A 20,558-nucleotide genomic window follows, 5' to 3' on the forward strand; every position below is an offset into this window, starting at 1 on the left:
TTTTTGACAGCGACAGCCTGCTGCGAGAATGATCAGAAGAAGGGCAGCCGGTTGTCAGACAAAATGACAGGAGGTAGACATGGCATTTATAAAATGGTTGGACGATCACCTGGAGGAAGCATTCCTCGTGATCTGTCTGGTCCTGATTTCCGTGGTCATGATGGCGCAGGTTATCGTCAGAAAGATTCCGGGAATTCAGCCGCTGACATGGGCGGAGGAGTTCAGTAGATTTCTCTGGATCATGAGCGTATTTGTTTCACTGGCATACACCATCCGCAAGGAGAGTATGCTTCGCGTCGGCGTTGTGCTGGATCTCTTTCCGGCTATCATCCGCAAGGTCGTTGGTATCTGTGTTGATGTTGTTGTGATCGCCATGATGGGCATCTGTGCGGTGAATTCCATCGGCGTGTACAACAAGATTGTAGCCAGCGGTGAGTTATCTCCGGCGATGCAGTGGCCGATGGCAAGTGTTTATGTCTTCATGCTGCTCGGATTCTTTCTGGCAACAGCAAGAGGCGTACAGATGCTGATTATCCACATCCGGCATTTCGGTGATAAGGTTGCCACCACTCTGGAGCAGACGATGGAAGATGCAAAGAGTGAGGCGGCTGCAGGACAGCACGCAGAAGGAGGAAATGAATAATGGCTGCTATAATGGTATTTGCGGTATTTCTGGTAGCGATCTTCGTTTCCGTACCGATCGGTATGTCCATGGTACTCGGATCTGTAGCTCCTATCATGTTACTTGGTAAAGGCGGAACCATCGAGCAGGTTCTGAACAACTGCTTCTCGGGTGCGAACTCGACACCGATCCTCGCAGTTCCGCTGTTTATCCTTGGCGGTGTTATCATGGCCGAGGGTGGTATTTCCAGAAAACTCTTCAACTTTTTCTCTTATTTTGTAGGGAAACTTCCGGGCGGCGTTCCGTGTGCGGTTATTCTTACCTGTCTGTTCTACGGCGCGATCTCCGGTTCCGGTCCTGCTACTACTGCAGCGGTTGGTGCGATGTGCATCCCGTTCATGGTAAACCTTGGCTATGACAGAACCTGGTCTGCAGGTCTGATTGCCGTTGCCGGCGGTCTCGGCGTTATCATCCCGCCGTCTATCCCGTTCGTTCTGTATTCTCTGGCGACCGGCGTATCCACCGGTGATCTGTTCCTGGGCGGTGTATTCCCGGGTATCCTGATCGGTGGTTCCATGATGGTTTACGCGATTGCATACTGCCTGAAACACAATGAGAACCAGTCGGTTATCAACGAGAGAATGAATGAACTTCATGCGCAGGGTCTCGGCAAGATTTTCCGTGAGTCCTTCTGGGCACTGCTCTGCCCGATCATCGTTCTCGGCGGTATCTACACCGGTTTTGTCACTCCGACAGAGGCTGCGGTAGTTTCCGTATTCTATGCGCTGATCGTCTCCCTGTTCATTTACCGGTCCATCACTGTAAAGCAGCTGATCCCGTTCCTGTGCAATTCGGTTAAGACATACGGCGGTCTTGCATTCGTACTTGCATTCGCAACCGCTTTCGGCCGTGTACTTTCCCTGACAAAGGCGACCAAGGTTGTTCAGGACTTCATCATCGCAAACTTCACGACAAGCTTCAGCGTACTGACGGTCTGCATGGTATTCTTCCTGATTCTCGGAATGGTTATGGATACGGGTCCTGCAATCATTATTCTTGCACCGGTACTTCTTCCGGCGGTACAGGAGCTCGGTGTCGATCCGGTACACTTCGGTGTTATCCTGGTTTGCTGCCTGTCGATCGGACTTGCAACACCGCCGTTCGGACTTGACCTTTTCGTTGCGGGAAATCTGGCGGAAGAGCAGCCGATGGATGTTGCCAAGAAGGCAATTCCGTTCATGCTGGCATTCTTCATCGCGATGCTGCTGATTACCTACATTCCGGGTATCTCGACAACCCTCGTGAGCATTATGAAGAAATAATGATTCCGGTACATTTGCTTCTTTGAACAGTCCTCTGCAGGCTCTATTTGCAGCCTGCAGAGTCAGAAGACAGCAGAATGTACAAAACAAGAATAAAATATAAAAATAATTGATAATACTTATGCATTTTCTGATTTATGGTATACAATAGAAGATGCTTGGTATAGTGGCAATCAAAAACAAGAGGAGGAGAAAATTATGAAACTGAGAAAAGTAACAGCGCTCGCACTCACAGGTGCAATGGTAGCAGGTCTTGCAGCATGCGGCGGCGGTGGTTCTGCAGCGGCTACAACAAAGGCAGCAGAAGAGACAAAAGCGGCTGCAGAGTCTAAGGCTGCAGAGTCCAAGGCAGATGAAAAAGCTGCGGATGCGGATTACTCCAAGCTGGACAAGGTTGAGCTCATCGGTGCGGATTCCACCGGTAAGGGCGCAGCAGGTCAGATCTTCGGAGAGCTCGTTGCATCCAAGGTTGACAAGATCACCGGCGGACAGCTCACCATTGATTATCATCCGAACGGCGAGCTCGGCGGCGATGCTGATCTTCTTCGTCAGGAGCAGTCCGGCGATATCGATATCGTAGTTTGCCAGACCGCACCGACCGTATCCTTCATCCCGGAGATGGCGGTATTCGATCTTCCGATGGTATTCGCAAAGTACGACGGTGACAAGATCGACCAGGTACTGAACGGCCAGGATTCCAAGTTCAACGAGCAGCTCTCCGCAGCATATGAGACTGCAGGTTTCCACAAGCTCGGTATTCTTCAGAATGCGACCTATCGTCTTACCACCTCAAACAAAGAGGTTAAGACCAAGGCTGACTTCAAGGAGCTGAAGATCAGAACCATGGAGAATGCAAACCACATGGCATTCTGGACAGCAATCGGCGCAGCTCCGACTCCGCTGGCATGGGCAGAGGTTTACATCTCTCTTCAGAACGGAACCATCGATGCAGAGGAGAATGCAGCAGATACCTGCGTAGGTGCAAACTTCCAGGAAGTTCAGAAGTACCTTGCATGCACAAACCACATCCTCTATGCAAACCAGATCTCCATCAACAAGGACAAGTATGAGAGCCTTGACCCGGCTTACCAGGCAGCTCTTGATCAGGCTGTAAGCGAGGCGATTGCTGAGATGAGACCGCAGCTTGAGAAGATTGATAAGGATTCCAAGAAGACTCTTACCGACGGCGGCATGACTCTGATCGAGTATGACAACGCATTCTATGATGAGATCCTTGCTCTTGACGGCGTTAAGGACCTCTACAAGAAGATCGACGGCGATGTAAAGGGCCTTGGAACAACTCTTCAGGAGTCTCTTGCAAAGTAATTTGATCTGACATTCTGATACAGAATTTCCGGCGGGGCCGGCGCAGTGATGCGCCGGTCCCGCTCTTTTTGGTGCGGCTAACCCGCCGAAGCCCGCTTGCGGACTTTGTTTTGCGTTAAATCCGGTGTTTGCGCAGAATTCGAATACTGACGAATATGAAAAAAAATGACATAATAATGTATACATTGCATAATTCCGTAAAATGATAGATAATATTTAAGATATTTTAAGTGGAAGATAAATGGAGTGAAGAATTACGGAAACGCAGGAACCGGCATACTGTTATGCCGGGAAAACCAGACAGAAAATGTGGAAATGTGATCCGGAACCCGGGCAGTGACAGTAATAAAGGAGGACGCCATCAATGAATCTTCGTCAGCTGCAGTATTTTAAGACGATCGCGGAATTGGAGCATTATACCAGAGCTGCGGAACAGCTCTTTGTCAGTCAGTCCAATCTCAGTCATTCCATCAAGGAATTGGAAGATGAACTGAATGTTCAGCTCTTTGTCCGCAAAGGAAGAAATGTTCAGCTGACCAAATACGGGGAAATTTTCCTTCCGTATGTCTCCCAGGCGCTGGATCTTTTGGATAACGGTGTACAGTGTGTAAACAATTATGTCAATCCGGACACCGGTTCCGTGATTGTGTCCGGTTTTCCGTCCCTGTCCGAGTTTATTCCGGAAGTGGTGGTTCGCTATATTTCCGAGACCAATCGCGTCGGAGTTCATGTACAGTTTAATCAGGCGGCAGATTATGAGACATTAAAGAAACAGCTGAAGGCGGGAGATATTGATCTGGCGTTCTGTACCAAAATTGACGATGAGGCGATCGGATGCGCCCCCATCGGTGAGCACCAGCTAGTGCTTCTGGCTCCGGAAGACAGTCCCTATGATGAAGGGGAGGCGGTTGACCTCTCGGAACTGGACGGCCAGCCGTTTGTGGCGTTTAATCACAGCTGCGAGCTGAGATTTTTTACCGACAGTCTCTTTGAGAAACTGGATATTCATCCGAAAATCACCATGGAAACCGCTCAGGATGTCCTGATTTATGGTATGGTCGCCGCAAAACAGGGGCTTGCCATTGCGCCGAAGCCCATCGGAGGAACTCCGTACCGTCTGAAGGAGCTGAAGATAGCGAATGAGATACCGAACCGTAAGGTCTATGTGGCGTGGAACAAGGTGCGGTATATGCCGCCGGCCGCCGCGTATCTGAGAGATTTTATCCTGAAGAAAGGGATGATCTTTGACCAGTTCTTTGAGAGAAGGGATAAGAGACGTAGACAGAAGCTCGAAGAGTACTGAGCCGGATCACCGGATATTTCCGATGCGTTCCTTCCGGCGATGAAGGGGAGAGCGGGCAGAACAGATAACAGAAGAGAGCATTGAGGACAACAGAGCGTAAGAGAGAAGAACAGACAAAAACAGAGAAAACAGAACCGGGGTCCGGGGGCCGTGCGCCTTCGGCTCCCGGTTTTTCCATATTATAGAAAGGTGCTTTGCACTTCCTGTTTCCTGTGACATAAAACGCTCCGTGAGGGTGTGCACGCCGCTGAGCGGAGGATGTCTTCTTTCGGTGACCAGCGGAGGATTTTCAGGCAAAAACATGAATAATTCCAATGGTTGGATGAAAGCAAGATATTAGACTTTATGTTGTCAATAAGGTACTATTCAGATAGTTGATATGAACAAAAAACTGCCGATAAACAGTACGTATCCATCATAAATTCACAAAACCGAAAACAGTGCTGAATACAATTCAAACTGTGAATTGACGGATATGTACAAACAGGGGTTTTCTGTAAGACGGAACGTCTTCCGGATGATTGGGATGAAGAGCATCATTTTTCCTAATGCGCGGAAGTGTTTCTGAAAGCGAAATGAGCTGTTTAAGAGAAATGAAGGAGGAATCAAATGGCTAAGAAGCTTGTTTCTGATCTCATGGTTGACTATCTGGTTCGCCGTGGTGAGAAGTACGTATTTGGTCTCTGCGGACATACCGTAATCGGTATGCTCGACGCACTTTCCCGCAGAGAGAAGGACATCACTTATATTTCCAACCGTCACGAGTCTGTTGCATCCACCGCGGCAGATGGATACGCTCGTCTGACACATAAGGCATCCGTTGTTATGTGTCACCTTGGTCCGGGTCTCACAAACGTTCTGACCGGTGTTGCCAATGCTTCTTTTGATTCGATTCCGATGGTTGTCATCGCAGGCGATGTGCCGAGCTACTATTACGGCCGTGATCCGCATCAGGAAGTTAACATGCATGAGGACGGATCCCAGTACAAGATTCTTGAGCCGGTTGTAAAGAGAGCATGGAGAATCGATGATCCGGAAGCTCTTCCGTACATCATGGATAAGGCATTCCGTCTGGCGGAGTCCGGCAGACCGGGCCCGGTTCTCATCGATATGCCGATGGATATGTTCTCCCGCGAGGTTGAAGAAGAACTCTGGTCCAGGACCTACAAGGACAGCCAGTTCACCTACAGACCGGCGATCGATCCGACCGCAGCAAAGACCATTGCGGAGAAGCTGGTAAATGCGAAGGCTCCGGTTCTTCACGCAGGCGGCGGAATCCTTCTTTCTCAGGCGTCCGAAGAGCTTGCAGCTCTGGCCGAGTTTATGGATTTCCCGGTAAGCCGTACACTGGCAGGACAGGGATGTATCTCCGATCAGCATCCGCTGATGATCGGTCAGACCGGTTTCTGGGGACTGGAATTCACCCACAAGCTGACAAACAATGCGGATGTAATCCTTGGTCTTGGTACAAGATTTGCAGAGGCTGATTCCTCTTCCTGGTATCAGGGTGTAACCTTCAATCCGGATACCACGGAGTTTATGCAGGTTGACATCGATCCGTACCAGATCGGTAAGAACTATCCGGTATCGGTAGGCGCTGTCGGTGATCTCAAGATTGCGCTCACACAGATTCTGGATGAAATTAAGAAGATCTGCCCGGAGGGCAGAAAGAACCCGGCTCTTCGCGACGAGATTGCGAAGGCAAAGGCGGACTTCAAGAAGTCCAACGAGGCGATTTCCAACGACAGCAGATTCCCGATGACTCCGCAGAGAATTCTTCGCGATGTCAAGGAAGCTCTTCCGGAAGATGCGGTAATCTTCACCGATGTAGGCTGGAACAAGAACGGTGTTGCTCAGGAGTACGACATCACTATCCCGGGCACAATTCATCACTCATCCGGTCTGGCTACCATGGGCTTCGGTTCTTCCGCAGTTCTCGGCGGTAAGCTGGCTGCTCCGGATAAGATCTGCGTAACACTGACCGGTGACGGCGGCTTCGGCGTTAACCCGACCTGCCTTGCCACTGCGGTAGAGCAGGGCATCGCCTGCACATGGGTTGTTATGAACAACTCCGCATTCGGCACCATCGCAGGACTGGAAAATGGTTCCTACGGCACATTCTTTGGAACAAAGTTCAAGACACCGAGCGGCGAGAGCTATTCTCCGAGCTGGGCAGGCGTAGCGAAAGCTTACGGCGTAGATTCTGTCTGCGTACAGAGCGCAGAAGAGTTCCTTCCGGCAATGAAGAAGGCGATTGAGGCCAACAAGGCCGGCAAACCGTTCCTGGTAGAGGCTCCGATGGAGAACATTGTCGTTCCGACTCCGGGATGCTGGAACATCAACGATATCTACAAACCGAATGAGTTCGTTAAGGAAGGTAAACTTGTAGAGAAGAAGGATGGCCAGTGGGTTGCTCCGAGCCACTCCAAGTCCCACAAGGGCTGATTGACATCCGACATTCATCTAAAAGAGACGAATATCATAGCACGGGGCTGCGCGGGTATCCGCGCAGCCCTATCTAAGCTGGAAAGCGAGGTAATTATTATGGGAAGTGCAAGTGCAGCAAGAAAGAGACTGCGTAAGCTGCTCTGGGAGAGAAAGTATCTTGTGGCCCCGTGCGGATATGACGCACTGAGCGCGAAGGCGATTCAGGCAGCAGGTTTTGACATCATGGGAACAACCGGTTACGGAATGCACGGCGTAATCCTCGGCACACCGGACACCGGCCTTCTCGCGATCAACGAGGAAGTTACCATGCTGAAGAATATGTGCGCAGCGGTGGACATTCCGATTCTGGCAGACGCCGAGGGCGGATACGGAAATGCGCTGAATGTAATCCGGACCATTCGTGAGTATGAGAATGCGGGAGTTGCCGGTCTGTTTATCGAGGATCAGAAACAGCCGCCGAACTGCCCGTTCATCAAAAAGGCAGAGGTCATCTCCAAGGAGGAGATGATCGGCAAGATCCATGCGGCAGTGGATACCAGAACCGATGAGGACATGCTGATCATCGCCCGCACCGATGCGCCGTTCGAGGAAGGCGTTGAGCGATGCAATGCATATCTTGAGGCGGGAGCGGATATGGTCAAGATTCTTCCGAAGTCCAAGGAAGAGCTTCTCAAGGCGCCGAAGCTGATTAACGGCCCGATCCACCTGGGACTTTACGTCAACAAGGGAATCAATGACGGGATGACCGCGAAAGACTGCGGTGAACTCGGGTATAAGATCATGACCTATCCGGTCAGTTCCCTGTTTGCCCAGACCTATGCTCTTCAGCACTATTTCAAGTACCTGAAGGAAAATGAGACCGATGAGGGCTACGACGGCAACATGATCTCCTTCGATGAGTATCTGAAATTCATCGGAGTGGATGAGATCAAGGCAATGGGCGAGAAGTACGGTCTGAATGATTGAGAAGAGACAGGGGAGGAAGTTTGGAAGTCACCTTTCAAACTTTGATGGAGGCCCCGGTAGGGATCCGGAATCATCCGGTTTGTATCCGGGCCTGGAGGATAGAACATGAAGAATACAAGAATACAGCTCCGCAGGCTCCTCTCATCTAAGAAGTATGTTTTTGCGCCGGGTGCCTATGACTGTCTCAGCGCAAAAGTGATCGAGTCCACCGGATTTGAAGCCATTACCATGTCTCATACCGGCAAACACGGTGTGATTCTGGGACAGCCGGATACCGGACTGCTGGATATCAATGAGGTGACGACAAATCTGAAGAATGTCTGCAACGCGGTGAACATCCCGGTCATCGGGGATGCCGAGGGCGGATTCGGAAACGCCCTGAATGTGGTTCGTACCATCCGGCAGTTTGAACAGGCGGGCTGCGCCGGCGTCTTTCTGAAGGATCAGCAGCAGCCAACCACCTGTGCCTATGTGCGCAGTCCGGAAGTGATCACGGCCAGAGAGATGGTCGGCAAGATTCATGCTGCCCTGGATTCCCGTACCGATGAGGATATGATCCTCATCGCCCGCACCGATGCTCCTTACGAGGAGGCGCTGGAACGTGTGGAAATGTATCTGGAAGCCGGTGCGGATATGGTTAAGATCACGCCGAAGACGCATGAGCAGCTGATAGAGATTCCGAAAAAGGTCAACGGACAGCTTCATCTCGGCATGCTGCCCCATACCGGAATTGCGGATGGTTTAAATGCAAAGGATTTCGGTGAACTCGGCTACAAGATCGTCTCCTATCCGGTCAGCTGTCTTTTGGCGCATACCGCGGCGATCATGGATTATTTCCGTTATCTGAAAGAGCACGATACGGATGAGGGATTCCCGGGCAACTTTATCGAATTCAATGATTACCTCGACTTTATCGGAGTGGAGGATATCAAGAAAGCCAGTCTGAAGTATGGACTGGACAAAGTATGATCAATACGATAGTAAGGAGAAATATATGTTAAATTTACCGAGCAAAGTCCGTATCTGTGAAGTCGGTCTGCGTGACGGACTGCAGAATGAGCAGCAGATCATTTCCACGGAGGATAAGATTTCTCTGATGGAGGATCTGGTAGAAGCAGGATTCCCGGTCATCGAGGTCGGATCGTTCATGCATCCGAAGAGAATGCCCCAGATGGCGGATACGGATGAGGTGTTCAAGGCGATTGCCGCGAAGTATCCGAACGTGGAGCTTCGCGCTCTGATTCCGAATCTTCGCGGGGTACAGCGTGCGGTGGACTGCGGATGCAAGAAGGTCAAACTGAATGTATCTGCCAGCCGTATGCATAATCTGAAGAACCTGAACAGAACTCCGGAAGAGACCGTGTCGGGTTTTGCGGACTGCGTGGCAGCGGCAAAAGAGAACAATATTGAGATTTCCGGATCGATCTCCATGCCGTTCGGATCTCCGTGGGAAGGTGAGATTCCGCAGGACCAGATTGATGCGATCATCGATGCGTATATCGCAGTCGGTATCACGGAGATTTCTTTGAGCGATACCTCCGGTATGGGAACGCCGAAGATGGTCAATACCATGTGTGAGCATGTTCTGAAAAAGTATCCGCAGGTATCCTGGTGGCTCCATTTCCATAACACCAGAGGCACTGCCATAGCCAATATTTTTGCGGCAATGCAGGCCGGCATGACACAGTTCGATTCCTCCATCGGCGGACTTGGCGGCTGCCCGTTTGTTCCGAATGCGGCAGGCAACATTTCCACCGAGGATGTCCTGAACATGCTGAATGAGTGCGGTGTGGAGACCGGCATTGACATCCGGAAGGCGATCGCGGCATCCAGAAAGCTTCTGGAGATCCTGTCCAAGGGCGGCGACAGCTACATCCTGAAGGCGGGAACCAATGAGGACCTGATCGCGAACATGGCGGAGAAGGAAGCGTAATACGGCAAGGAAAGCCACGGAATGTGATGCGGCATTCATCCTTTTGACGGAAGGCGGGACTCGGAACGAGTCCGATCCATGAATTCTATAGCGGATGAGCGGGGAACCGGTATCGGGATCATTTATCAATGAATCCGATACCGGTTTTGCTCGTTTGCCGGCGGTAGAACCCCCGGAATCTGACGTGCGGAATGTCTGCTTGCGCATACATAAATCTCTATGATAAAATAAGCCGACGATAGAGAAAAATCTATGAATAATCTCGATGGATAACAGGATATCTATCGATTCCAATCAACATATACGCAGCATGACAGAGGTGGACCGGGAATGACATTATTACAGCTTCAGTATTTTCAGACTCTTGCGCATACGCTTCATTATACAAAGACCGCAGAGGAACTTCATATCTCTCAGCCGAGTCTCAGCTATGCCATCAGCGGGCTGGAAAGCGAGTTGGGAGTAAAACTGTTTGAGAAGAGGAATAAGAAGACGGAACTGACACTGTTCGGCCAGCAGTTTCTTCCCTATGTGGAGAATGCCCTGAGCTCTCTGGAGGACGGAAAGGTCGTGCTGGAAAAACTGAACAAGAATGCCAGTCAGATTGTCCATATGGGGTATTTTCAGAGTATCTCGTCCTCTCTGATTCCGGCGATTATGGAGAGATTTTACGAGAATCCGGAGAACCGGGAGATCCGGTTTGATTTTGTGGAGGAACCGGGTTTTGATATCTTCACCAAGATCCGGAAGGGAGAACTGGACCTTGGTTTCTGCCTTCACACGGCAGACTGGGCGGAATCGGTTCTCATTCACCGTCAGCCGCTGTATCTGGCCGTGCCGGCAGACCATCCGCTCGCCGGCAGAATGTCGGTGAGTCTGACGGATTTTGCGGATGAGTCGATCATTATGCTGGATCAGTCATCCATTCTCCGGCAGCAGTTGGACAGAAACTATGCGGAGATCAATAAAGTGCCGAACATTGTGTTTGAAGTACGGGAATGCAATGCGGCTCTCCAGTATGTCAATCTGAAGTTTGGCGTGTCCGTTCTGCCGACCGTCCATCTGGCAGAGAACGATAAGGTTGTGTTTATTCCGATTTCGGACGAGGACCGCGAGTATGTCAGAAGCATTTATCTGACCAGAGCAAAGGGCAAAATGCTCTCTGTGGCTGCGCAGAAGGTCTGGGATCACATTGCGACGAATTTTGCGCTGCCCAAGACAAGAGAGTGAGAGGAATCTTCCGGAGGTCCTGCTTCATTTCCGGAGAAATGGTCCGCAAAAGCGGTTCCGGCCATTTGCCGTGGCGCCTGTCATAAAACGCGCCTGCACGGGAACCGGGCGAGGTCGTTGTAACGAGCGGACAGGATGTACGAATCCGGGTGCAATTATGCAGAAATACATCGAGAAGTCCGGACAATGTGAAGGATATCGATGGATATATGTGCAAAATGACATAAATAAGGCCATTCAAACCCTGAAATAGAGAAACCTTTATTAAAATGATTAAAACTACTGATTTGATAATTGGTAATATCTGAATTATAGTTAAGACAACGCAAGATGCATTGACGCGACAGGCGCCAACAAGAAAGGATGGGATTTGAAATGGCACATGAAGTAACACCAGAGCAGATCGCAGCACTCGACGAGCAGGTAGCTCGCGCAAGAAAAGCAGCAGCGATTATCGCTACATATGATCAGAAGACTGTAGACAGACTTTGCCAGGCCGTTACTGCGGCAATCGCAAACGCTACCACATGGGCAGAGCTTTGCGACGAGGCTGTTGATGAGACAAGACTCGGCGATAAGGTTACAAAGAGAAATAAGAGAACAAAACTGAAACTGATCCTTCGTGAGTGTATGAGACAGAAATCTGTCGGCATGATCGAGTACGATCCGGTTAAGGGCATTTCCAAGTATGCGAAGCCGGTCGGCGTTATCGCTTCCCTGGTTCCGACAACCAACCCGTGCCTTACACCGGCAGGACAGGTAATCTACGCGATCAAGGCGAGAGACGTAATCATCTGCTCCCCGCATCCGCGTGCAAAGGTTGTAACAAACAAGTGCATCAATATCATCCGTGAGGCTCTCGTGAAGGAAGGCGCTCCGGCAGATATCATTCAGGGTATCGAGGAGCCGTCCATCAGCCTTACTCAGGAGCTGATGAAGAGATGTGACCTCGTTATCGCAACCGGCGGCCGTCCGATGGTTAAGTCCGCATACTCCTCCGGAGTTCCGGCTTACGGTTCAGGTGCCGGCAACGCAACGGTTATCTACGATGACACCTGCAATACTCCGGAGTTCCTGCACGAGGCTGCAGAGAACACCATGATCTCCAAGACTGCTGACTTCGGTTCCGGCTGCTCCTGCGACGGAAACCTTGTTATTGCCGACACCATCTATGATGGCGCTGTAAAGGCCCTTCAGGAGGTTGGCGGATACCTCATCACAAGCAAGGATGACGAAGAGAAGATCAAGAATGTTCTTTGGGATGAGACCGGTCATCGTCTTCCGGATACCGTTGCAATCTGCCCGCAGAAGATCGGTGAGCTTGCAGGCGTTGCGATTCCGGATGATGCGAAGTTCATCATGGTTACCGGCGGCGGTATGGATGACATCGGTGCAGATCACTTCTTCTCCAAGGAGAAGCTGACCACACTCGTTTCCCTCTTCAAATATGATGCATCGGATTTCCAGAACGCAATTGATATGGCGCTGAAGATTTTCTACACAGCAGGCGGTCTGGGCCACAGCTGCGGTATCTACTCCTGGAGTGATGAGCACATCGATGCTCTTGCAAAGGTTGCACCGGTTTCCCGTATGATGGTTCGTCAGCCGAACAACAAGGGTAACTCTGGTTCTCCGTTCAACGGTATGCCGCCGACATCTTCCATGTCCTGCGGTACATGGGGCGGAAACATCATCACAGAGAACATTACTCTGAAGCACTACATGAACATCACCTGGGTTGCACGCCCGATCATGAAGGACCTGCCGTCTTCTGAGGACCTTCTTGGTGAGTTCTACACACCGGACTTTGATGTAGAGAAGAAGTAATTTTCGAACAGGTTACTCCCCAGTCTAAATGACTGTACAGAGGCACTGTCAACGCGGTTTCCGCGCCGGCGGTGCCTCTTTTATTTTTGCGGCGGATCGGATACACTGTTTTATGACGGATCGATACGAATGCAGAAATGTTGCATTGCCGATAGAGAACAGGAGAAAGAAAATGAATCATCAGACATTTCAGGGCAGCGAGACCTATGTTGCCTCTCAGGAACTGCTGAGTGCAGTAAACATTTCCATGGCACTGGAGAAGCCGCTGCTGATCAAGGGCGAACCGGGCACCGGAAAGACGGAACTGGCGAAGTCCATCGCCGAAGCTTTCGGAGCGAAGCTTCTGATCTGGAGCATCAAGTCTACTACCAAGGCACAGGATGGCCTCTACGTCTATGATGTCGTTCAGAGACTCTATGATTCCCAGTTCGGAGGAAAAGCGGTGGATAACATCGAACAGTATGTGCATCTCGGACAGGTGGGCGCGGCCTTTGAGTCGGAGGAGAGATGTGTTCTCCTGATTGATGAGATCGACAAGGCGGATCTGGAGTTTCCGAACGATCTTCTCTGGGAACTGGATCAGATGGAATTCACAATTCCGCAGACCGGAAAGACGATCCGGGCAAAGCACCGTCCGATTATTATTATCACGTCCAATGCGGAAAAAGAGCTTCCGGACGCCTTTCTCAGAAGATGCATTTTCCATTATATCTCTTTCCCAGATGAGGAACTGATGCGCCGCATCATCTCCGTGCACTATCCGAAGCTGGAGCAGGATCTCATCGATCAGACCATCGCGGCATTCTATTGGGTCAGAAGTCTGCCGTCCGTGCAGAAAAAACCGAGCACCTCGGAACTGATCGACTGGATCCGGGCCCTGACCTACAGCGGCATTCCATATCCGGATATCATGCGGAAGATTCCGTTTGCCGGGGTTCTTCTGAAAAAGAATGAGGATCTGGACGCTCTGGAAGCGGCGAAGGCAAGACGTGACCGCGGATATTGATCCCGGAGAAGAGAGGTGCCATGTTTACGGAATTTTTCTTTTATCTCAGAGCCCATGGGCTGAAGGTTTCCCTGAATGAGTGGATGATGCTCTGCGAGGCGCTGGACAAGGGACTTGCCGGGGCGACATTTACCGGCTTCTATCAGCTCTGCCGGGCCGTGCTGGTGAAGAGTGAGGCGGATTACGATAAATTTGACCGGATCTTTGTGGACTATTTTGAAGCCATCGCAAAGGCCGGTGATCGGATTCCGCAGAGCCTTCAGGACTGGCTGGATCATCCGGGCTGGAAGCCGGACAACTGGGATCCGGAGAGCGCCGAGTTTGCGGAGAACCTGACTCCGGAGGAGATCGAGGATATGCTGAGGGTGCGGATGCAGGAGCAGGATTCCGAGCACAACGGTGGAAACTACTGGATCGGAACCGGCGGTATGTCTGCATTCGGCAACGACGGCAATACCCCGCAGGGAATCCGTGTGGGCGGCACCGGCCATTATCACCGGGCTCTGCGGGTGGCCGGGGAGCGGCGGTTCCGCGACTTTACCCGGGACAGAGCGCTGGATCTGCGTCAGTTTCAGGTGGCGTTCCGGTATCTCCGCCAGTATTCCAGCCGGACCGATGAACAGAAGACCGTCCTGAATGCGGAGAAGACGGCGCAGGCTACCGGCGAGAACGGCGGCGTCCTGGATCTCGTCTACGAGCGGCCGCGCAGAAATCAGGTCAAAGTGGTAATGATGATGGACTCCGGCGGCAGCATGGAGTATTACAGCCGGCTCTGCTCCACCCTGTTTCAGGCGGTCAGCAAGTCGAACCGCTTCAAGGACCTGAAGATATACTATTTTCACAACTGCATTTATAAATACCTCTATACGAGGCCGCAGTGCAGAGACGATTCCGCGGTGCTGACCGAGCAGGTGCTTCGCACGCTGGACCGGGACTACAAGCTGATCATCGTTGGCGACGCGGAGATGGCGCCCTATGAACTGATGACCGCACGCTACCCCAAGGCGGCCGGAAGGCGCGGGATTGACTGGATGCGCGATGTACGGGATCATTTCTCCCATTCGGTATGGCTGAACCCGGGAGAGGGCGGAAACTACTGGGATATCCCGGAGAGTTATACGACATTGAAGCGGGAATTCGATATGTATTATCTGACGGTGGATAATCTTGTGAAGGCGATGAAGAAGCTGATCGCGGCCAGATGAATGTCCGGATGCGGGTCCGGATGAGAGCCCGGATACATGTCCGGATGCGTGCACGTGGAGGGCACTGCATACCGAAAAGGACATTTTGCATCCTTGCGGCGGATCTGTGCTGCCGGACAACGGCTCCGGACCATGGTTCCGGACAGTGGTTTTGGCCATCGTGGGCCGGCGGTTGTGTGTGCCCGTCCGTTCGGGTATAATGTGCAGTGCAGAATATGAACCGCAAATCGGGCAGACGGTTTGAAACAGATTAGACTTTGCCGGGCGGTTCCGAGCGACTTGCGGGCATGTCTGCCTGAGTCTGGAGGTTGAAAGATGAGATTGGATAAATATTTAAAGGTTTCCCGTCTGATTAAGCGCCGTACCGTGGCCAACGAGGCCTGCGACGCCGGACGTGTTATGGTCAATGATAAAGTGCAGAGAGCATCCTATGATGTCAGGATCGGGGATGTCATCGAGATTGCGTTCGGAACAAAAGCCGTGAAGGTAGAGGTTCTGGAGGTTCAGGAGACGGTTCGAAAGGAAAATGCGAAGGAGATGTTCCGGTATCTGTGATGAGCCGGGAAAAAGCGGAAGACAGAGTCTTTTTTGCCCATAAAGCTCTTTATGAAAAGTGCCGGAAACCTCTCCCGAAACCGCGCGGATTGAAAGAAATTTGTACAGTTCTGCAAGTTGAAAAGGGAAGGCAGATACGCTATTATTAAAATGTGCGATCCACACAGGCGGTTCCGGTTCGGAACCGTGTGATCGATCTGTCCGGGAAAGCGGTTTTCCGGCAGAATCCGAATGCGGGGATGCAGAGTAAGGGGGGATGTTCTTTGTCGAGGAAAAAGACCGGCAGAAGAAGAGAAGCGCTGAACAACAGGGCTGCTCTGATTGCGATCACAGGCGTTGTGTTCAGCCTTGCCGTGGCCGTCGAAGTGAAGGGTACGCAGCTTCGCGCGACCGAGAGAGATCTTCTTGCACAGGAACAGACACTTACGATGCAGCTCAATGACGAGAAAAATCGGGCACAGGACCTCGAGGAGGAGAGGGTATACGTCCAGACCAAGGAGTATATCGAGAAAGTGGCAAAGGAGAAACTCGGATTGGTGAACCCGGGAGAGACACTGCTCAAACCTTCCGAAAAGAAATAAAACAACAACCCTCTGGCGCTGCGCGTCAGGGGGTTCTATCATTATTACGTGCGAACGGGTCAAAGATGGGAGAATAATGCCAGAAAAGGAGATTCATCCGCTGGAGAAGCGGGTATATGACCGGATTCGGGAACAGAACATGCTCCTGCCGGGAGACGGCGTGATCATCGGGCTGTCGGCGGGACCGGATTCCGCCTGTCTGCTTTCGGTGCTCTGTGCGCTGAGCGGACGGCTGAATATCGAGGTGCGGGCGGTGCATGTCCACCACGGTCTTCGCGGCGAAGAAGCGGACCGGGACGCGGCGGCCGCGCTCAGGCTTGCCGGTTCCTTCGGCGTCCGGTGCGGGATTGTGCGGATCGATGCGGCAAAAGAGGCGGAAAAAAACGGAACTACCGTGGAAGAGGCGGGGCGGAACGCAAGATACCGCATTTTCCGTGAGGAGAAGGAGCGCTGGGAAGCGGAGCGGGGAATCCCGGATAGAGGAAACGGGATGACCGCCGGCGGTTTCGACTTGGAGAAAGGGCCGGAGAGACCTGTCGGAAGAATCCGCATCGCCACAGCGCATCATGCCGATGACAGCAGCGAGACGGTGCTGATGAATCTTTTTCGCGGAACCGGACTCCGTGGGCTGACCGGAATTCCGGCGATGACCGGAGAGATCGTCCGGCCGCTGATCGGAGAATACCGGGAGGATATCCTTGCATATCTGAAGGATAAGGCTGTCCCGTGGGTGACGGATTCCACCAATCTGAATACGGAGATCACCCGGAACTATATCCGACACGAGATTCTGCCGGGAGTGCGGAAGAATGTCAATGCGAGGGCGGCAGAACATATCCTGCAGGCGGCGGAGGATATCGCGCAGGCGGATGCGTATTTCCGGGAACTGGCAGGACAGTACTGCGGCCGTCTTCTTGCCGGGAAGAATCCGGCTCCATTGGGGGCGGATCCGGGGGCATTGCCGGGATCGGCACCGGAGTTAGCTGTTGGAACCATTTCGGGATCGGCACCGGAGGAAGCCGCTGGAACCATATCGGGCGAAGCGCCGGGAAACGGCTTCGACAGGAAAATGTTCCGGATCCGTTGCTCCGATCTTCCGAAAACGCCGGAAATACTCCGGGGGTATCTTGTCCGGGAGATTCTTCGGCGTATCGGATGTCCGGCGAAGGATATCGGGCGGACTCACATTAAGAGCATTCTGGATATTCTGGACGGCGGAACCGGCCGGAGCGTGAATCTTCCGTACGGGGTGCGCGTCGAGCGTGAGTATGAGGATGCTGTGTTTTATATTGCGGGACCGGGACAGGAACCGCAGAGTAAAATGGATCCGGAGACGATGAAAGAAGGTTCCGGGGAGAAACGGACGCCGGATGAGGCGCTGGAGGCCTGCTTCCGGACCGAGATCATTTCGGCAGAGGAAGCGGCGAAAAATCCCGATACGACATATACGAAATGCTTTGACTATGATAAAATACAAGGTAATCTGTCATTTCGTTACCGGACAGAGGGTGACCGCATCCGGCTGTCGGAGCAGATGTCAAAATCGCTTCACCGCCTGATGATTGATGAAAAAGTTCCGCGGCAGGAACGAAGCCGGATTCCGATCGTAACCGACGGAGCCGGAGTTTTGTGGGCCGTGGGATATCGGACGGGCTGGAATGCCCGTGTGACGGAACAAACAGAAACGATATTACGAATAACATACAATGGAGGAAAAGACGGTGGCTGACAAGATCAGAGTACTGCTTACAGAGGAAGAGGTTGACCAGAAGATCCGTGAGATCGCGGAGGAGATTAATAAGGCTTATGAGGGCCAGTCGGTGAAGCTGATATGCATTCTCAAGGGAGGCGTCTTCTTTACCTGCGAACTTGCGAAGCATCTGACGATTCCGGTTTCCATGGACTTTATGTCGGTTTCCAGCTACGGCTCCGGCACAACGTCCAGCGGCGTTGTAAAGATCATCAAGGATCTGGATGAGCCGATCGAGGGTGAAAACATTCTGATCTGTGAGGATATCATTGATACCGGCCGCACACTGGCTTATCTGATCGAGGTGCTGAAGCAGAGACATCCGAACAGCATTCACCTCTGCACGCTTCTGAACAAGCCGGAGCGCAGAGTAAAGAAGCAGGTTCATGTCGATTATACCTGCTTCACGATCCCGGATCAGTTTGTCGTAGGTTTCGGCCTGGACTACGATCAGAAATATCGCAATCTTCCGTATATCGGAGTGGTAGAACTTTAATTCAGCCGTGAAAAGCGGACATCATTTGGGGAGACTTGAACGGTGGCTGCAAGGCAGTGAATGCGATCTCTCCGGATAAGCGGGAATCTCTGCGTTTATCCGGTGCAGTGCTGCCGAGCAGATGCACAGATGGGAGGGGAACGTGAGACAGAGACAGACACTTGGAGGAAGCGTAGGCCTCCTGATTCTTGTGATGATGCTGTTCATGCTGTTCAGCATGAGAATGCAGAAAAATTCACAGGTCACAGAGATTAACTATCCGCAGTTTGAACAGTATGTGGATGACGGAAAGGTAAGTTCTGCCGTGATCCGTCCGAACCGGGAGACGCCGACCGGTGATGTCGAGTTTGAGATGAACGACGGCAGCCGCGGAAGCTTCAGCACGCTGGATGTGGCGGAGGCGGAAAAACTGTTGCGGGAAAAGAACATCAGCTATTACACGGCATCCATCCGTCAGGATAACTACATGATGACGGTGATTCTGCCGGTTCTCCTTTCGGCGGGAATTCTGATCGCGTTTTTTGCGTTTATGAATGCCCGCAATTCCGGCGGCGCGAACGCGAAAATGATGAATTTCGGCCGCAGCCGCGCCAAAATGACCCGGACGAGCAATGTGAATTTCACCAATGTGGCCGGTCTGGAAGAGGAGAAGGAAGAGCTGGAGGAGATTGTTGATTTCCTGCGGGATCCGCAGAAGTACACACGACTGGGTGCGAGAATTCCGAAGGGCGTGATTCTGGTGGGCCCTCCGGGAACCGGTAAGACGCTGCTCGCGAGAGCGGTTGCCGGGGAGGCGGGTGTTCCGTTCTTCAGCATTTCCGGATCGGATTTCGTGGAAATGTTTGTCGGCGTCGGCGCGTCCAGAGTGCGAGATCTCTTTGATGACGCGAAGAAAAATGCGCCGTGTATCGTCTTTATCGATGAGATCGATGCGGTTGCGAGACAGAGAGGTACCGGTCTCGGCGGCGGACACGACGAGAGAGAGCAGACGCTCAACCAGCTTCTGGTCGAGATGGACGGATTCGGCGTCAATGAGGGAATCATCGTTATGGCGGCGACAAACCGCGTGGATATTCTGGATCCGGCGATCCTTCGTCCGGGCCGTTTTGACCGCCGTGTAGCGGTGGGCAAGCCGGATGTTCGCGGAAGAGAAGAGATTCTCGGCGTGCACGTCAAAGGAAAACCGCTGGGTGACGATGTTGACCTTCACCGTGTCGCGCAGACGACGTCCGGATTTACCGGAGCGGATCTGGAAAACCTCATGAATGAGGCGGCGATCAATGCGGCAAAGGCCGAGCGCAGATATATCACACAGCAGGATATTGACCGGTCCTTTATCAAGACCAGCATCGGTGAGGAGAAGCGGAGCAAGGTCGTGAGCGAGCGGGATAAAAAGATCACCGCGTATCACGAGTCCGGCCATGCGATTCTCTTCCATATTCTGCCGAATGTGGGCCCGGTTCATACCGTGTCCATCATTCCGACGGGGCTTGGCGCGGGCGGATACACCATGCCGCTTCCGGCAGCCGATGAGAGCTATCTGACCAGAACAAAGATGCTGGAGGAGATCATGGTATCTCTCGGAGGAAGAATTGCGGAAGACATCATTTTCCATGATGTGACAACCGGCGCAAGCCAGGATATCCGCCGTGCGACCGCAATCGCGCGCTCGATGGTTACCGAGTACGGAATGTCGGACAAGATCGGCATGATCAACTACTCAAATGATTCCGGACAGGTTTTCATCGGAAAGGATCTGGCGCATCAGCGGAGTTTCGGTGAGGATGTTCAGCAGTCGATCGATGTCGAGGTCAAGCGGATTATCGACAGCTGTTATACAAAGGCGAAGGAGATTATTCTGGAGCACGAGGACGTGCTTCACAAGAGCGCAGAGCTTCTTCTGGAGAAGGAGAAGATCGGACAGGATGAGTTCGAGGCGCTTTTTGAAAAGACGCAGGAAGCGTAAGCAATGATTTCCATGGGATGAC

17 protein-coding genes are annotated in these 20,558 nt (G+C 52.2%); all 17 read left to right on the forward strand.

Going from position 1 to position 20,558, the window contains the following annotated elements:
- The first annotated feature begins 79 nt into the window (after nt 1–79).
- The 17 genes from BR86_RS0110370 (at nt 80) to ftsH (ending at nt 20,536) form a co-directional block, all read left to right on the forward strand.
- A complete protein-coding gene (locus BR86_RS0110370) occupies nt 80–643 on the forward strand; it encodes a TRAP transporter small permease (RefSeq protein WP_031473678.1) in 564 nt (187 codons plus the stop codon).
- On the forward strand, nt 643–1,944 hold the full coding sequence (locus BR86_RS0110375; RefSeq protein ID WP_031473680.1) for a TRAP transporter large permease: 1,302 nt from the start codon (nt 643–645) through the stop codon (nt 1,942–1,944). Before BR86_RS0110370 ends, BR86_RS0110375 begins: the two co-directional genes overlap by 1 nt.
- Nucleotides 1,945–2,142: 198 nt before the next feature.
- Nucleotides 2,143–3,270 carry a TRAP transporter substrate-binding protein gene (locus tag BR86_RS0110380; protein WP_031473682.1) on the forward strand — a complete coding sequence of 376 codons (1,128 nt, stop codon included), beginning with the start codon at nt 2,143–2,145 and terminating at the stop codon, nt 3,268–3,270.
- 364 nt (nt 3,271–3,634) lie between these two features.
- Nucleotides 3,635–4,573: a LysR family transcriptional regulator gene (locus BR86_RS0110390; protein ID WP_031473684.1), complete on the forward strand. Its 939-nt coding sequence runs from the start codon at nt 3,635–3,637 to the stop codon at nt 4,571–4,573.
- A gap of 609 nt (nt 4,574–5,182) precedes the next feature.
- Nucleotides 5,183–7,018 (forward strand): thiamine pyrophosphate-binding protein, encoded by a 1,836-nt coding sequence (locus BR86_RS0110395; protein ID WP_031473686.1) that lies wholly within the window; start codon nt 5,183–5,185, stop codon nt 7,016–7,018.
- A gap of 99 nt (nt 7,019–7,117) precedes the next feature.
- Entirely contained in the window at nt 7,118–7,987 is an 870-nt protein-coding gene (locus BR86_RS0110400; RefSeq protein ID WP_031473688.1) for an isocitrate lyase/PEP mutase family protein, read from the forward strand.
- A 105-nt stretch (nt 7,988–8,092) separates the two neighbouring features.
- The gene (locus BR86_RS0110405; protein ID WP_031473690.1) at nt 8,093–8,956 is read left to right on the forward strand and encodes an isocitrate lyase/PEP mutase family protein; all 864 of its coding nucleotides are present in this window, start codon (nt 8,093–8,095) and stop codon (nt 8,954–8,956) included.
- A 25-nt stretch (nt 8,957–8,981) separates the two neighbouring features.
- Nucleotides 8,982–9,920 carry a hydroxymethylglutaryl-CoA lyase gene (locus tag BR86_RS0110410; protein ID WP_031473692.1) on the forward strand — a complete coding sequence of 313 codons (939 nt, stop codon included), beginning with the start codon at nt 8,982–8,984 and terminating at the stop codon, nt 9,918–9,920.
- A gap of 330 nt (nt 9,921–10,250) precedes the next feature.
- On the forward strand, nt 10,251–11,150 hold the full coding sequence (locus tag BR86_RS0110415) for a LysR family transcriptional regulator (RefSeq protein WP_031473694.1): 900 nt from the start codon (nt 10,251–10,253) through the stop codon (nt 11,148–11,150).
- Between the two features lie 375 nt (nt 11,151–11,525).
- A complete protein-coding gene (locus BR86_RS0110420; RefSeq protein WP_031473695.1) occupies nt 11,526–12,977 on the forward strand; it encodes an aldehyde dehydrogenase family protein in 1,452 nt (483 codons plus the stop codon).
- Between the two features lie 172 nt (nt 12,978–13,149).
- On the forward strand, nt 13,150–13,983 hold the full coding sequence (locus BR86_RS0110425) for an AAA family ATPase (RefSeq protein WP_031473696.1): 834 nt from the start codon (nt 13,150–13,152) through the stop codon (nt 13,981–13,983).
- Between the two features lie 20 nt (nt 13,984–14,003).
- A complete protein-coding gene (locus tag BR86_RS0110430) occupies nt 14,004–15,188 on the forward strand; it encodes a VWA domain-containing protein (protein ID WP_031473698.1) in 1,185 nt (394 codons plus the stop codon).
- A gap of 315 nt (nt 15,189–15,503) precedes the next feature.
- The gene (locus BR86_RS0110435; protein ID WP_031473700.1) at nt 15,504–15,743 is read left to right on the forward strand and encodes an RNA-binding S4 domain-containing protein; all 240 of its coding nucleotides are present in this window, start codon (nt 15,504–15,506) and stop codon (nt 15,741–15,743) included.
- Between the two features lie 263 nt (nt 15,744–16,006).
- Entirely contained in the window at nt 16,007–16,324 is a 318-nt protein-coding gene (locus tag BR86_RS0110445; protein WP_242841599.1) for a septum formation initiator family protein, read from the forward strand.
- Between the two features lie 76 nt (nt 16,325–16,400).
- Nucleotides 16,401–18,053 carry a tRNA lysidine(34) synthetase TilS gene (tilS, locus tag BR86_RS0110450; protein WP_051684740.1) on the forward strand — a complete coding sequence of 551 codons (1,653 nt, stop codon included), beginning with the start codon at nt 16,401–16,403 and terminating at the stop codon, nt 18,051–18,053.
- Complete coding sequence (gene hpt, locus BR86_RS0110455; protein WP_031473706.1) at nt 18,046–18,570, forward strand: hypoxanthine phosphoribosyltransferase; 525 nt, start codon at nt 18,046–18,048, stop codon at nt 18,568–18,570. The genes tilS and hpt overlap by 8 nt, the downstream gene beginning before the upstream one ends.
- A 142-nt stretch (nt 18,571–18,712) precedes the next feature.
- Nucleotides 18,713–20,536 (forward strand): ATP-dependent zinc metalloprotease FtsH, encoded by a 1,824-nt coding sequence (gene ftsH, locus BR86_RS0110460; protein WP_031473708.1) that lies wholly within the window; start codon nt 18,713–18,715, stop codon nt 20,534–20,536.
- The last annotated feature ends 22 nt before the right edge of the window (nt 20,537–20,558 follow it).

The organism is [Clostridium] aminophilum DSM 10710 (assembly GCF_000711825.1).
GTDB classification, from domain to species: domain Bacteria; phylum Bacillota; class Clostridia; order Lachnospirales; family Lachnospiraceae; genus Clostridium_R; species Clostridium_R aminophilum.

Bases quoted from the DNA above. Each gene is read 5' to 3' on its own strand.
- BR86_RS0110370 (WP_031473678.1), top strand. From the start codon at position 80: ATGGCATTTATAAAATGGTTGGACGATCACCTGGAGGAAGCATTCCTC.
- BR86_RS0110375 (WP_031473680.1), top strand. From the start codon at position 643: ATGGCTGCTATAATGGTATTTGCGGTATTTCTGGTAGCGATCTTCGTT.
- BR86_RS0110380 (WP_031473682.1), top strand. From the start codon at position 2,143: ATGAAACTGAGAAAAGTAACAGCGCTCGCACTCACAGGTGCAATGGTA.
- BR86_RS0110390 (WP_031473684.1), top strand. From the start codon at position 3,635: ATGAATCTTCGTCAGCTGCAGTATTTTAAGACGATCGCGGAATTGGAG.
- BR86_RS0110395 (WP_031473686.1), top strand. From the start codon at position 5,183: ATGGCTAAGAAGCTTGTTTCTGATCTCATGGTTGACTATCTGGTTCGC.
- BR86_RS0110400 (WP_031473688.1), top strand. From the start codon at position 7,118: ATGGGAAGTGCAAGTGCAGCAAGAAAGAGACTGCGTAAGCTGCTCTGG.
- BR86_RS0110405 (WP_031473690.1), top strand. From the start codon at position 8,093: ATGAAGAATACAAGAATACAGCTCCGCAGGCTCCTCTCATCTAAGAAG.
- BR86_RS0110410 (WP_031473692.1), top strand. From the start codon at position 8,982: ATGTTAAATTTACCGAGCAAAGTCCGTATCTGTGAAGTCGGTCTGCGT.
- BR86_RS0110415 (WP_031473694.1), top strand. From the start codon at position 10,251: ATGACATTATTACAGCTTCAGTATTTTCAGACTCTTGCGCATACGCTT.
- BR86_RS0110420 (WP_031473695.1), top strand. From the start codon at position 11,526: ATGGCACATGAAGTAACACCAGAGCAGATCGCAGCACTCGACGAGCAG.
- BR86_RS0110425 (WP_031473696.1), top strand. From the start codon at position 13,150: ATGAATCATCAGACATTTCAGGGCAGCGAGACCTATGTTGCCTCTCAG.
- BR86_RS0110430 (WP_031473698.1), top strand. From the start codon at position 14,004: ATGTTTACGGAATTTTTCTTTTATCTCAGAGCCCATGGGCTGAAGGTT.
- BR86_RS0110435 (WP_031473700.1), top strand. From the start codon at position 15,504: ATGAGATTGGATAAATATTTAAAGGTTTCCCGTCTGATTAAGCGCCGT.
- tilS (WP_051684740.1), top strand. From the start codon at position 16,401: ATGCCAGAAAAGGAGATTCATCCGCTGGAGAAGCGGGTATATGACCGG.